Here is a 13244-nt window from a genome sequence, read left to right as displayed (position 1 = left end):
ATGCTGGTGAGCAGCGTCCGCACCAGGGCGTCCTCGTCGACGACGAGGACACGGATCACACGGACGAGGGTAGGGCCTCGTCGCCACCCGGTCCGGCGTTCCCGCGGCTCGACGACCACGGCAGGTGCGCCTCGAGGACGTGCCAGCCCTGGTCGGCACGGACCTGCACGGTGCCGCCGACGAGCGCCGCGCGCTCCCGCATGCCCAGCAGGCCGGAGCCGGTGCCGTCGACCACCGGGCGCCTGCCCGGCACGAGCGGGTTCACCACCCGCACCTGCACGCCCGCACCGGCCGACGCGCGCACCGCGACCTCCACCGGCTGCCCCGGGGAGTGCTTGAGGGCGTTGGTGAGTTCCTCCTGGACGATCCGGAACGTCGCGCGGGTCAGCGCGGGCGACGCGTCGCGGCCGTCGCTGACGAAGACGGTGCTGGTCACCCACCGGCCCTGACGGCGCGCGGCGTCGAGCAGCCCCGCGAGGTCGTCGAGCGTGGCCCCGGCCGCCCCGGGCGCCAGCGCGTCGTCGCCCGCGCGCAGGGTCGAGATCAGCCCGCGCATCTCCGCGATCGCCTGCTGCGCCGACGAGCGCACCTGCTGGGCGGCGGCGCGCACCTGCCGCTCGTCGGCGCCGCGCTGCACCTCGAGCGCCGAGGCCTGCAGCGAGATCAGCGAGATGTGGTGCGCGACGGTGTCGTGCACCTCGCGCGCGGTGAGCTCGCGCCCCTCCTGCCGGGTCATCCGGCCGTGCAGCGTGTCCGCGGGCGCGGCCTGCGCCCCGGTGGCGGCGACCGCTCGGGCGGTCTGCGCCCGGGAGGCGCGGAGCAGCCCGGCGGCGACCGCCGCGCCGACGCACGCGACCCCGATCACCACGAGCAGGAGCGGCGACGCGACGAGCACCTCGCCCGTGGCCCGGTCCGTGGCCGAGAGGATCACGTGCGGGGCCGGCCGGGACACGTCCCGCCACAGCGCGACGGCGGTGGCTCCCGCCACCACGACGGTGCACGCCCAGGCGACCCGCCGCGACGCGGCGACGAACACCCACGGCAGCGCGATCAGGGCGGTCACCGAGTCGAGCGGCAGCACGAGCGTCACCACGCTGCTCGCGAGGGTCAGCGGCACGGCCCACCGGCGGCGCGCGACCAGGAAGCCGGCACCGGTGAGACCGACGAGGAGGAGCAGGCCGTCGAGGGCGGTCGCCTGCCCCGAGCCGCGCGCGTTCGAGGCGAAGGCCATCGCCGCCGTCGCGGAGAACGCCGCCAGCGCGACCGCGCCGACGGTGCCGGCCGACGACCACCACGGCCGACGCCGCCTCGGCCCGATCGGACGCGGGGCGGGCGCGGGGTACAGGGCCGGCCCGTACGGCGGCGGCCCGGGTAGAGGTCCCGGCAGGTAGCCGGGGGCGACGGGTGGACGCCCTGCCGTCGGCCGGTGTCCCGCGGGCGGCACGCCCCTGCGCGGCCCACCCGACGGGGGCGGCACCGGTCCCCGCGCCGGCGGCGGGGTCGCCGGGCCCGGCGCGGAGGGGAAGGACATGGCGTCAGCGTACGGACGCGCACCCACTCGCACGTCGGCCGTTCGGGCAGTCCGGCCGGCCACGACCTGCCCGATCGGGCACACGGGTCCTGCCCGCCCGGCCGACGACGCGCAGCGCCTCCGCTCGGCAGTGTTCTGGCACGTCACGGCGCCACCTCCGGCGCCCCGCACTCCCGAGGAGCAGCCATGTCGCAGGTCCCCCCGCCGCCCGCCCAGCCCTACCCGGGCGCGCCGACCCCCGGCGTCGGGCCCGTCCCCACACCGCCGGGGCCGCCGGCGCCGCCCCGGCGGTCCTGGTTCGCGCGGCACAAGGTGCTCACCGTGCTCGGCGCGGTCGTGGCGCTGCTCGTGGTGATCGGCATCGCCTCCGGCGGGTCGGACGACACGGCCGCCCCGGTCGCCGATGCGCCGGCGACCGCCCCGGACACCGCCGCGGACGAGGGCGCTGCCCCCGCCGAGCAGCCCGCCGCCGAGGAGCCGGCGCCCGCCGAGCCCCCGGCGGAGGCGGTCGCCGGCATCGGCACCCCGGTCCGGGACGGCAAGTTCGAGTTCACGGTCACGTCGGTCGAGCCCGGCGCGACGCGCGTCGGGAACGACCTGATCGGCAAGGACGCGCAGGGGCAGTACGTGCTGGTGCACCTGACGGTCGCCAACATCGGCACCGAGGCGCAGTACTTCTCGGACGGTTCCCAGAAGGCGTTCGACGCGCAGGGCCGGGAGTTCTCGGCCGACAGCTCGGCGGGCGTGTACCTCGAGGGCAACGACACGCTGCTCAACCAGATCAACCCGGGCAACACCGTCACCGGCACCGTGGTCTTCGACGTGCCGGCCGACGCGACCCTGACGCGGCTCGAGCTGCACGACTCGCTCTTCTCGGGGGGCGTCGAGGTGGCACTGGGCTGACCTGCCACACGCTCGATCCGACGCACAACAGGTCTTGCGCAACAACTCTTGCGCAAGACCTGTTGTGCGTCTACCGTTACTGCCATGAGCACCGCCGAGCACGACGCCGCAGCCGCCGCCGAGGCCGGCACCGCCCCGGACACGGCCGAGCGGCCCGCCACCCTGCGGGTCACCGACCCGACCCGGGTCCGGGCCCTCGCCCACCCGGTGCGGATGGACCTGCTGTCGTTCCTCGACGACGTCGGCGAGGCCACCGCGACGGAGTGCGCCGCGCACCTCGGCCAGACCGTCGCCAACTGCTCGTTCCACCTGCGGACCCTCGCGAAGGCCGGGTACATCGAGCCCGCCGAGCCCCGCGGCCGCGAACGCCCCTGGCGCGTCGTCGCCCGCGAGCGCAACATCACGCCCGACCCGCTGGACCCGGCCTCGCGGCGCGCGGTGCTGGAGCTCGGCGAGATCTCGGTCCGGCGCGAGGCCGAGCGCTACATCGACCACCTGCGGCACGTCGATCACGACGGCGCCGTCGACCCCGGGCTCATCCCGCTGACCCAGCTGACCACGTCCGCGTTCTGGGCCACCCCGGAGGAGACGGCGGAGCTGATCGAGGGCATGTACGCGCTGATGAAGCGGTTCGACGGACGGACCGTCGACCCCGCGATCCGACCCGGTGGCGCCCGCCTGATGCGGCTGTTCACCGCGATCAACCCCGACATGGCCGTCGAGCCCCACGCCGAGGCCACCCCGACCGCACCGCAGCAGGAGGACTGAGCCATGACCACGGTGACCTTCGACGTCAGCTACGGCACCCGCGCGGTGCCGCTCCGCCTGCCGTACCTCTCGGTGCGCCGTCGCCGCGCCGCCGCGATCGCCCGCGCGGTCGCCGCCCCCGCAGCGACCGACCCGCGCGCCGCGGCCCGTGCGCGGTCGACGGCGCGGGCGCTCGCCGACCGCGAGGCCGCGGTCGACCGCGCGCTGGCCCTCCGCGCCGGCATCGGCGTCTGACGCGCCTGCCCGGCCCTCCCCCGCCCGCACTCCCCCCGGCCGGTCGACCCGCGAGTGCCTACCCGACACGTCGAGTGCCTATCCAGGGGATAGGCACTCGACGTGTCTGATGTGCACTCGACGGGCTGGGCGCGGCTGGCCCGGGCGCGGCGCGCGCGCAGCCAGGGTGCGCGGGCGCGGCCACGGTGCGGGCGCGGGCGGCGCGCGCCCCCGCCGTCAGCCCAGGCGCGCGTCGTGGACCAGGCGCGCGATCTGCACCCGGTTCGCCACGCCGAGCTTCGCGAACAGGTGCGCCACGTGCGTCTTGACCGTCGCGAGGCCGAGGAACAGGCGCTCGGCGATCTCCTGGTTCGACAGCCCCTCGGCCACCGCGACCGCCACGTCCCGCTCGCGCGGGGTCAGCACCTCCAGCGCCCGCAGCGCGTCCGCGCGCCGCTCGGCGTCCTCGGGCTTCGCGACCGACGCGATGAGCTGGGCGGTGACGGTCGGCGACAGGATGGGCTCGCCCGCCGCGACCCGGTGGATCCCGTCGACGAGCTGCGCCGGCGGGGTGTCCTTCAGCAGGAACCCGGCGGCGCCCTCGCGCAGGGCGCGCAGGACGAGCTCGTCGGCGTCGAACGTCGTCAGCACGATGACCCGGGCGGTCGACCCGGCCGCGGCCAGCGAGCGCAGGGCGGTCAGCCCGTCCACCCGCGGCATGCGGACGTCCATCAGCACGACGTCGGGTCGCAGCCGCTGCACGACCGTGACCGCCTCGGCGCCGTCGCCGCACTCGGCGACCACCTCGAGGCGCGGGTCGCCGCCGAGGATCATCCGGAGGCTGGCGCGGACCAGGGCGTCGTCGTCGACGACCACCACGCGCACGACGTCGGCGGGGGTCGGGGTCAGCTCGGCCACGGCAGCCACACTCTCACGGCGAACCGCCCGTCCTGCTCGATCCCGTGCTCCAGCGACCCGCCGAGCAGCTCGGCGCGCTCGGCGGCGCCGATCAGGCCCAGCCCCGCCCCGGGGGCCGTGACCCCGGCCGCCACGCCGACGGGCACGGCGTTCCGCGCCTCCACCAGCAGCCGCTCCCCCGGAGTCCCCGCCAGCCGCACCCGGACCTCCTGGCCCGGCGCGTGCTTGCGGGCGTTCGTCAGCGCCTCCTGCAGCACCCGGAACGCCGTGCGCGACGCGGTCTCGGGCAGGGCCGCGAGCGCCGAGCGGTCGCCGCCGGGCAGGCCGGACACGTCGAGGCGGGCGGGCGTCCCGGCCTCGTCGGCGTCGGCGAGCAGCGCCGGGAGCTCGGCGAGCGTCGGCTGCGGGGCCTCGTGCTCGGTCGGGACCACGGTCTCGTCGTCGGCGCGGAGCACGCCGAGCACCTCGCGGAGCTCGCCGAGCGCCCGGTGCGCGCTGTCGCGGATCGTCTCGGCGGAGGCGGTGATCTGCGCGCGGGTCAGGTCCTCCCGGTACGCGAGGCCCCCGGCCTGCATCGCGACCAGCGAGATCCGGTGCGCCAGGACGTCGTGCATCTCGCGGGCGATCCGGGTGCGCTCGGCCTGGCGCGCCTCGGCGGCCCGCGACTCCTGGGCGCGCTCGGCGGCCTCGGCGCGCAGCCGCAGCGTCTGCAGCAGCTCCCGGCGGGCGCCGATGTAGAACCCGGTGGCGACGAGCAGGCCGAGGAACAGCAGGCTCAGGCCGATCGCGAGCAGCAGCAGCGGCACCCCCAGGTCCTCGGACGCCGAGGTGCCCTGGTAGGTGAGCTCGTACGCCACGGTGGCCAGCGCCCAGACCGCCCCGGCGACTGCGACCTCGCGCCACCGCCGGCGGGTGGCGAGCGAGACCAGCGCGAGCATGCCGGCCCCGACCGCGAACGACGACAGCGAGGTGAGCGCCGCGATCAGGACCGCGGTCAGCAGCGGGTGCCGGCGCCGCAGCGGGAGCAGCCCGACGGCGACCACCCCGAGCAGGAGGTCGAGCAGCACCATCGCGCCGACGAGGCCCTCGTCGGCGACCGGGGACCCGGTGACGTCGGAGGCGACGAACACCCAGATCACGAGGCCGGCACCCACGGCCACCAGGTAGCGCCAGGTCCGGGACCAGGGTCCGAGACGAGGAGGCGCCAGAGCGGGGCCGGGCGCGGGGTCGGGCGCGGGGTCGACGGGCATGTCGTCGAGCGTAGGGTCGCGGCCGCGGCGGACGGATCGGCCGTCGGGCTGGACCGTCTCCACCCCACGGCGGAGGCGGGCCCACCCGGTACCGCGGAGTCCGCCCGGCACCGCCGGACCCCGGCGCTCAGCCGCGCGGGACCCCGCGCAGCGCGTCCGCCAGCGGCGCCGGCCGCCCGAGCAGGTACCCCTGCCCGTAGTCGACCCCGAGCTCGCGCAGCGTCGCGCGCTCGTGCTCGGTCTCCACGCCCTCGGCGACCAGCCAGGAGTCGATGCCGCGCGCGAACTCCGCGACGGCGCGGATGAGCGCGCGCCGCACCGGGTCGAGGTCGCAGCCGCGCACGAGCGCGAGGTCGAGCTTGATGGCGGTCGGCCGGAGCTGCAGCACGTGCCGCAGGCTCGCGAACCCGGCGCCGGCGTCGTCGACCGCGACCTGGTGGCCCGCGGCGCGCAGCCGGTTGGTCACGGAGGTCAGCGCCTCGTAGTCGTGCACCGGCGTGTGCTCGGTGACCTCCACCGCGACCGCGGGACCGTGCGCGAGCAGCAGGTCGGTGGTCCGCGGGTCCGCGAGCGCCTCCGCCGACAGGTTGATCGACATCCGCACGCCCGGGGGCAGGTCGCCGAGCCGGGCGAGCGCGCACTCCGCGGCCAGGAGCTCCAGCTCGACGGCCTCCCCGGCGGCCGCCGCCGCGGCGAACGCGTGCACCGGGGTCGGGAACCGCTCGGGGTCGAACCGGGACAGCGCCTCGACGGCGACGACCTCGCCGGTGCCGAGGTGCACGACCGGCTGGAACACCGTCCGGACGGCGCGCTCCGCGAGCACGGACCGGATCCAGCGCACCCGGTCGGACACCGCGGGCCGGTGCGGCAGCCCGAACGCGCCCATCCGGTCCTCGACGAGCGCCGCCGCCAGGCCGAGCACCCGCAGGGCGTCCTCGTCGAGCAGCGGGTTCGCGCCCCGGGCCAGGCAGCAGAGCATCCCCACCGGCTCGCCGTCCGGGCCGCGCAGCGGGGCGCCGAGGTACGCGCCGATGCCCAGCTCCGCGGTCACCGCGAGCTCGCGTGCGACGGGGTGCCGGCGCGCGTCCGGCAGCACCGGCGGGATCAGCCCGGACAGCACGCGTACGCAGTAGGTGTCGTCCAGGTCGCGCTCGTCGCCGACCGCCATCTGCATCGGCCCGGTCTCGCTGCTGGTGGCGAGGACAACCTCGGCCGACGCCGTCAGGCCGGAGAGGAACGCGATGTCCATGCCGAGGTGCTCGCGCACCCGGTCGAGGATCTGCCGCACCTCCGGCTCGCCGGGCGCGCCCGTCGTCGGCGCCACGTCCCGGTCCTCGTCCACGCTCATGCGGCCCCCCGCTCGCCCCCGCCGGGCCCGCCGCTGGACCCGGCACGACGTCGGTCAGCCTAGTGAGCACCACCCGCGGTGCGCCCGCCGGCCGGGCGACGTCGCCCGCCGAACCACCCGTCCGGGCGAGCGGGCGCCACGCCGTCCGCCCACGGCTGATCCCCGCTGCCGACCGGCGGGCCGCGTGACAGGATCGGCCCATGGAGTCCCCGAACACCGGGCTCGCGCCGGAGACCGACGTGCCCGTCACCCCCGCCTCCCCCGCCGCCCCGCCGTCCCGGCTCTGGGTCGAGCGCACCGGCACCCGCACCTACACCGGGCGCAACGAGCGCGGCGCCGAGGTCCTGATGGGCCCGGTCGAGGCCGGCGCCGTCTTCACCCCGGGCGAGCTGCTGAAGGTCGCGCTCGCCGGCTGCTCCGGCATGTCCGCCGACACCGCGCTGAGCCACCGGCTCGGCGTCGACGTCGAGGTCACCGTCGAGGTCAGCGGCGACAACTACAAGCCCGAGGACCGGTACCCCGAGCTGCACGAGCGGATGGTCGTCGACCTGTCCGGGCTCGACGAGGCCACCAAGGAGCGGCTGCTGCGCGTGGTGCACCGCGCCGTCGAGCAGCACTGCACCGTCGGCAACACGCTCAAGGCCGGGGCGACCGTCGACCTCGAGATCACGGGCGTGTGATGGCGCTGCGCCGGACACCGATCGTCGACGCGGCCCTGGACCGGGCCGTGACGATCCCGTCCGCCACGATCCACGCCCACGTCGACTCCGTCCGGCGCCGCAACCCCGAGGGCACGCCCGCGGAGATCATCGGCCTGCTGGAGCGCGAGTACCTGCTGGTCGTCCAGGGCACCGGCGGCGCGGTCGGCGCGGCCGCGGCGGCGCCCGCGGTCGGCACCGGCGTCGCCATGGCGCTGACGATCGGCGACGTCGCGACGTTCTTCGGCGCGTCCGCGGCGTTCTCGCTGGCCGTCGCGAGCGTGCACGGCATCGACGTCGAGGACGCCGAGCGCCGCCGCGCGCTGCTGCTCGCCACGATCCTCGGCGAGTCCGGGGCCAAGGCGGTCACCGACGTCGGCGAGCTGACGGGCCTGCGCGGGCTCAACGTCGCGCGGGCGCTGCTCACCCGGATGCCGACCGGCACGATCCGGCGGGTCAACGCCCGGCTCACCCGGCAGCTGTTCCGCAAGCAGCTCGCGCGGCAGGGCGGCCTGGCGCTGGGCCGCATGGTGCCGTTCGGCGTCGGAGCGGTCATCGGCATCACCGGCGGCCGGGCCCTGGGGCGCACGGTCATCCAGGGCGCGCGCAAGGCGTTCGGCCCGCCGCCGGACCGCTGGAGCGACAGCGTCCTGGTGGTCGAGGCCACGGAGGGCGCCCCGCGCGTGATCGAGCACCCCCGCCGCGGGCTCCCGCACCGCTGACCCCCCCGCGCCCTCTCGGGCCGCCTCCCGCCGAGTCTCCACTTCGTGCCTCTGCGCGGGCTGGCCGGCAGAGGCGCGAAGTGGAGTCTCGGCGAAGCGAACCCCGCGCGCGGCGCGCGCGTCAGCGCCTGCGGGTCACCAGCGGTCGTGGACGTGCGGGCGGATGCGCTCGTCGTAGATCTCCCGGAAGCGGTCCAGGGTCCAGTCGTCCAGCGACGGGATCCGGGCCGCGTCCGCGTTGCCCCGAGCCTGCTCGGCGTTGCGGGCGCCCGGGATGACCGTCGAGACGCCCGGCTGGTCCACGATCCACCGCAGCGCGAGCTGGGCCGTCGTCGCATCCGCCGGGGTCAGCGCCGCCACCTCGCGGGCCGCGGCCACGCCGACCTCGAACGGCACGCCCGAGAACGTCTCGCCGACGTCGAACGCCTCGCCGTGCCGGTTGAACGACCGGTGGTCGGTCGCGGCGAACTCGGTGTGCTCGTCGTACTTCCCGGACAGCAGCCCGGACGCGAGCGGGACGCGGGCGATGATGCCGACGCCGGCCTCCGCGGCCGCGGGCAGCACGCGCTCGAGCGGCTTGCGCCGGAACGCGTTGAGGATGATCTGGATCGTCGCGACGTGCGGGCGGGCGATCGCGGCCAGCGCCTCGTCGACGGTCTCGACCGAGACGCCGTAGGCGGCGACCCGACCCTCGTCGACCAGGGTGTCCAGCGCGTCGTACGTCGCGTCGCGGTCCAGCACCTCGCTCGGCGGGCAGTGCAGCTGCACCAGGTCGAGCGTGTCGACCCCGAGGTTCGCCCGGGACCGGTCGGTCCACGCGCGGAACGCGTCGAGCGTGTAGGCCCCGGCCACGTGCGGGTCGGCGCGCCGGCCCATCTTGGTGGCGACGGTGATCCGGTCGGCGCCGGCGGGGCGTTCGCGCAGGAACCGCCCGATCAGGGTCTCGCTGCGGCCGTCGCCGTAGACGTCGGCGGTGTCGAAGAACGTCACCCCCGCGTCGGCCGCGGCGGCCAGCACGGCCAGCGCGTCGTCCTCGGCCACCTCGCCCCAGTCGGCACCGAGCTGCCAGCAGCCCAGCCCCACGACCGAGACGTCCCGTCCTGTCCTGCCCAGCGTCCTCGTCTGCACGGCCCCGAGGCTACCCCGGGTCTTTCACCCGGGCGCGCCTGGGTGCCTGCACCCAGCACGGACCCGCGGCACCGCAGTTCACCGCGACGGGTGACGATCCCAGAGGGGACGATGTCGGGACGCGCCCGGGGCCGACGCGGGGCGAGTGGCCCCACCCCGTCCGCGACGCACCGACGGGGGACGAGGGCGACGATGATCACGCGAGACCGGGACCGCACGCCGTGGGCGCGCGCGTCCCGCGTGCTGCCCCTGGACGCCGAGCGTGCCTGGGACCTCGTCGCCGACGCCCGGCACCACACCCGGTGGGTCCCGCTGACCCGGGTCGACCTGACGCGACCGGGCGACGAGGCCGCGGGTCCCGGCTGGGAGCGCTGGCCCGGACGCACGGCCCCCGAGGTGGGCGACGAGATCCTCGCGGTGAGCGGCCCGACCGCGCGTCGCGGCGGGCCCGGCCTGGTCGACCGGATGCGGATCGAGCGCTACGAGCGCCCGCTCGGTGCCGTGCCCGGCGTGGCGGTGTTCCAGAAGCTCGGCCCGGTGCTGCTCGGCACCGCGCGGATCGAGGTCGAGGCGGTCGGCTCGTCGGCCCGCGTCACCTGGAGCGAGTCGGTGCACCTGCGTGGCCTGCCGCCGGGGGCGACGCGCTGGCTCGGCGCGCTGCTCGTCGACGCGATGCTGCGGCTCGTCCTGGACCGCGCGGTGCGCGAGGCCGAGGGCGGCACGCAACGAACCGCCGCCTAAGGGCCTCATCGCGCAACGAACCGGTGGTGGCTGCGCAACGTCGCGCCATGATGCTCCGCACGGGTGACTCGTAGGCTTGCCCGGACGCGCCCCGACGAGGCGGCCCGACGTCCGACCACGCCGTCCCCGGACACCTCGAGGAGCACCATGCCCGCGACCCCGCAGCAGACCCGCCGCCACTACCTGATGTGCGAGCCGACCTTCTACACGGTCTCCTACGAGATCAACCCGTGGATGGACTCGACGCGGTACACGGACGCGGGCCTCGCGGTGCAGCAGTGGACGGTGCTCAAGGACACCTTCGAGTCCCTCGGCCACACGGTCGAGACGATCGACCCGATCCCGGGCCTGCCGGACATGGTCTACGCGGCCAACGGCGCGACGATCGTCGACGGCCTCGTGTACTCCGCGAAGTTCCGCTACCCCGAGCGGCAGCCCGAGGGCCCGGCGTACGAGAAGTGGTTCGCCGACCACGGCTACGTCACGCACACGGCGGAGCAGGTCAACGAGGGCGAGGGCGACATCCTCGGCGTCGGCGACGTGCTGCTGGCCGGCACCGGCTTCCGCACCGACCGCTCCTCGCACGACGAGCTCGCCCGGGTCACCGGCCGCGAGGTCGTGACGCTGGAGCTCGTCGACGCGCACTACTACCACCTGGACACCGCGCTGGCCGTCCTCGACTCGACGGCCGGCCGCGAGCAGGTCGCCTACTACCCGCCGGCCTTCTCGGACGCCTCGCGCGCCGAGCTGGAGCGCCGCTACCCGGACGCCGTCATCGCCTCCGAGGCCGACGCCGCCTGCCTCGGCCTCAACGCGGTGAGCGACGGCCTGAACGTCGTCGTCGCCCCCGGCGCGACCGCCCTGGCCGCCCAGCTGACCGACCGCGGCTTCCGCCCGATCCCCGTCGACACCAGCGAGCTGCTCAAGGGCGGCGGCGGGGCCAAGTGCTGCACGCTGGAGATCCGCCCCGCGCGCTGACCCCCCTCGGCCGGCCGGGGTCCCCCGGCCGGCCCCGCCCCGGCCGGAAGGTGACCGCCATGACCGCCACGATCCCCAGCCGGGACGCCGAGCGCGCCGCCGCCGGCCCGCTCGCGCCGAACTACCACCCGCTGCCCGTCACGCTGACGACGGGCGAGGGCGCGTGGGTCCGGGACACCGAGGGCCGCACGTACCTCGACCTGCTCGCCGGGTACTCGGCGCTGAACTTCGGGCATCGGCACCCCGCGCTGATCGGGGCGGCGAAGGCGCAGCTGGACCGGCTGACGCTGTCGTCCCGGGCGTTCGACCACGACCTGCTGCACCCGTTCGCCGAGGCGCTGTCCGACCTGGCGCGGCCGGTCGTGGCGGGCGTCGCCGGCGCGCCGCACCCGCAGCCGATGGTGCTGCCGATGAACACCGGCGCCGAGGCCGTCGAGACCGCGATCAAGGCCGCCCGGAAGTGGGGCTACGACGTCCGGGGCGTGGCGCCGGAGCGGGCGACGATCGTCGTGGCCGCCGGCAACTTCCACGGCCGCACGACGACGATCGTCTCGTTCTCCACCGACCCCGAGGCGCGCGAGGGCTTCGCCCCGCACACGCCCGGCTTCCGGGTGGTGCCGTTCGGCGACGCCGAGGCGCTGCGCGACGCGGTCGACGAGACGACGGTCGCCGTGCTGCTCGAGCCGATCCAGGGCGAGCAGGGCGTCGTCGTGCCGCCGGCGGACTACTGGCCCGCCGTGCGGGCGATCTGCGACGACGCCGACGTGCTGCTGATCGCGGACGAGATACAGTCGGGCCTCGGCCGCACCGGCACGACCTTCGCGCTCGAGCTCTGGGGCGTGCGCGCGGACCTGGTCACGCTGGGCAAGGCGCTCGGCGGCGGCGTGCTCCCCGTGTCCGCGGTCGTCGGTCGGCCGGACGTCCTGGGCGTGCTCACGGCCGGCACCCACGGGTCGACCTTCGGCGGCAACCCGCTCGCGTGCGCCGTCGGGATCGCGGTCGTCGACCTGCTGCGGCCCGGCACGTTCCAGGAGCGGGCCCGCACGCTCGGCGCGCACCTGCACGAACGGCTGGCGACGCTGGTCGACACGGGCCTGCTCGTCGGCAGCCGCGGCGTCGGCCTGTGGGCGGGCCTCGACGTCGACCCGGCGCGGATGACCGGGCGGGAGCTCTGCGAGCGGCTGCTCGGCCTGGGCGTGCTCGCCAAGGACACGCACGGGTCGACGATCCGGCTGGCCCCGCCGCTCGTGGTCGAGGCCGACGACCTGGACCTGGCGCTCGACCGCCTGACGCAGGCGCTGCGCTGACCTGCGTGCGCCGCGCCGCGCGGCGCACCGCCGAGAGGGCACCCCTCGGCTGAGCGCCGGCCCTGCGGCACAGCCGAGAGCTGCCCTCTCGCCGAGTCTCCGTTCCATGCCTGCGTGCGCAGGGGCGGGCGCAGACGCGCAATGGAGACTCGGCGGGGCTGAGCGGCGGGCGCGCGCCCCGCTGCTGGAGCGCGCGCCCGCGGTCAGGAGAACCGCATCGCGGTGTAGAGCCGGCCGTTGATCGTCACGGCGCCGATCGACACCGACGACTTGCCCTCCTTGAGGATCCAGGCGCGGTGGCCCGGCGAGTTCATGTACGCCGCGATCATCTGGCTGTCGCTCGCGGGCTGCACCCACCCCACGATGTGGTCGCTGCCGGAGTGCCAGATGCTGCCGGCCGCGGCCATCGCGGCGGCGTGGTCCGCCAGCGACGACGAGCCCGACACCGAGAGCGCCGGCAGCCCGTTCGCGGCGCGGGCGGCGTTCAGCGCCGCGCCGAGCCCGCCGACCCCGTAGGACGAGACGCCCGGCGCCCAGGCGGAGGCGGCCGGGGCGGCCGCGGCGGGTGCCGCCGACCCGCCCCCGGAGGCCGCCGGGGCGGCGGCCCGGTTCGACCGGGCGGTGGTGGAGCGCGGCGACGCAGACCGCTGGGCGGCGGCGCGCTGGGCGGCCTCCGCGGCGGCCTGCTCGGCGGCGGCGCGCACGGCGGCGATCCGGGCGGCCTCCGCGGCCTGCCAGG

Annotated in this window: 14 protein-coding genes; 8 read left to right on the top strand and 6 right to left on the bottom strand. The window is 76.5% G+C overall.

Features of this window, described 5'->3' with window-relative positions; all coding sequences use genetic code 11:
• Positions 1–55: 55 nt before the first annotated feature.
• Positions 56–1231, bottom strand: a complete 1176-nt coding sequence (locus KVT14_RS18735; protein ID WP_217617054.1) for a sensor histidine kinase — start codon at positions 1229–1231, stop codon at positions 56–58.
• A gap of 486 nt (positions 1232–1717) precedes the next feature.
• Between KVT14_RS18735 and KVT14_RS18730 the strand changes: the two genes are divergently transcribed.
• The 3 genes from KVT14_RS18730 to KVT14_RS18720 all read left to right on the top strand — a co-directional run bounded on the left by KVT14_RS18730 (position 1718) and on the right by KVT14_RS18720 (position 3436).
• The gene (locus KVT14_RS18730) at positions 1718–2434 is read left to right on the top strand and encodes a DUF4352 domain-containing protein (protein WP_217617053.1); all 717 of its coding nucleotides are present in this window, start codon (positions 1718–1720) and stop codon (positions 2432–2434) included.
• 84 nt (positions 2435–2518) lie between these two features.
• Positions 2519–3202: a helix-turn-helix transcriptional regulator gene (locus tag KVT14_RS18725; RefSeq protein WP_217617052.1), complete on the top strand. Its 684-nt coding sequence runs from the start codon at positions 2519–2521 to the stop codon at positions 3200–3202.
• A gap of 3 nt (positions 3203–3205) precedes the next feature.
• Positions 3206–3436 (top strand): hypothetical protein, encoded by a 231-nt coding sequence (locus tag KVT14_RS18720; RefSeq protein WP_217617051.1) that lies wholly within the window; start codon positions 3206–3208, stop codon positions 3434–3436.
• Positions 3437–3652: 216 nt separating this feature from the next.
• Here KVT14_RS18720 and KVT14_RS18715 read toward each other — a convergent pair whose 3' ends face one another.
• From KVT14_RS18715 to KVT14_RS18705, 3 genes are all read right to left on the bottom strand, one after another.
• On the bottom strand, positions 3653–4333 hold the full coding sequence (locus tag KVT14_RS18715; RefSeq protein WP_308161167.1) for a response regulator transcription factor: 681 nt from the start codon (positions 4331–4333) through the stop codon (positions 3653–3655).
• Positions 4321–5583, bottom strand: a complete 1263-nt coding sequence (locus KVT14_RS18710; RefSeq protein WP_217617050.1) for a sensor histidine kinase — start codon at positions 5581–5583, stop codon at positions 4321–4323. Before KVT14_RS18710 ends, KVT14_RS18715 begins: the two co-directional genes overlap by 13 nt.
• A gap of 127 nt (positions 5584–5710) precedes the next feature.
• Positions 5711–6931 carry an EAL domain-containing protein gene (locus KVT14_RS18705; protein ID WP_217617049.1) on the bottom strand — a complete coding sequence of 407 codons (1221 nt, stop codon included), beginning with the start codon at positions 6929–6931 and terminating at the stop codon, positions 5711–5713.
• A 200-nt stretch (positions 6932–7131) separates the two neighbouring features.
• Here KVT14_RS18705 and KVT14_RS18700 point away from each other — a divergent pair, with 200 nt between their 5' ends.
• Together KVT14_RS18700 and KVT14_RS18695 are read left to right on the top strand one after the other, a co-directional pair.
• Positions 7132–7611, top strand: coding sequence for an OsmC family protein (locus KVT14_RS18700; RefSeq protein WP_217617048.1), 480 nt, complete (start codon positions 7132–7134; stop codon positions 7609–7611).
• Positions 7611–8351, top strand: a complete 741-nt coding sequence (locus tag KVT14_RS18695) for a hypothetical protein (protein ID WP_217617047.1) — start codon at positions 7611–7613, stop codon at positions 8349–8351. Before KVT14_RS18700 ends, KVT14_RS18695 begins: the two co-directional genes overlap by 1 nt.
• Before the next feature lie 135 nt (positions 8352–8486).
• Here the strand turns inward: KVT14_RS18695 and KVT14_RS18690 are convergent, their stop codons facing one another.
• Entirely contained in the window at positions 8487–9479 is a 993-nt protein-coding gene (locus tag KVT14_RS18690) for an aldo/keto reductase (RefSeq protein ID WP_217617046.1), read from the bottom strand.
• Between the two features lie 192 nt (positions 9480–9671).
• Here KVT14_RS18690 and KVT14_RS18685 point away from each other — a divergent pair, with 192 nt between their 5' ends.
• From KVT14_RS18685 to rocD, 3 genes are all read left to right on the top strand, one after another.
• Positions 9672–10220: a hypothetical protein gene (locus KVT14_RS18685; protein ID WP_217617045.1), complete on the top strand. Its 549-nt coding sequence runs from the start codon at positions 9672–9674 to the stop codon at positions 10218–10220.
• Positions 10221–10367: 147 nt separating this feature from the next.
• Positions 10368–11198: a dimethylargininase gene (gene ddaH, locus KVT14_RS18680; RefSeq protein ID WP_217617044.1), complete on the top strand. Its 831-nt coding sequence runs from the start codon at positions 10368–10370 to the stop codon at positions 11196–11198.
• Positions 11199–11257: 59 nt separating this feature from the next.
• On the top strand, positions 11258–12505 hold the full coding sequence (gene rocD / locus KVT14_RS18675; protein WP_217617043.1) for an ornithine--oxo-acid transaminase: 1248 nt from the start codon (positions 11258–11260) through the stop codon (positions 12503–12505).
• Positions 12506–12708: 203 nt separating this feature from the next.
• Here rocD and KVT14_RS18670 read toward each other — a convergent pair.
• A partial coding sequence (locus KVT14_RS18670) for a CAP domain-containing protein (RefSeq protein ID WP_217617042.1) occupies positions 12709–13244 on the bottom strand: 536 nt, incomplete at its 5' end.

Origin of the sequence: Cellulomonas sp. GbtcB1 (assembly GCF_019091725.1) — a bacterium.
Lineage (GTDB): Bacteria > Actinomycetota > Actinomycetes > Actinomycetales > Cellulomonadaceae > Cellulomonas.
The sequence above is the reverse complement of the archived record's forward strand: the minus strand, read 5'-3'. Positions and strand labels throughout refer to the sequence as shown.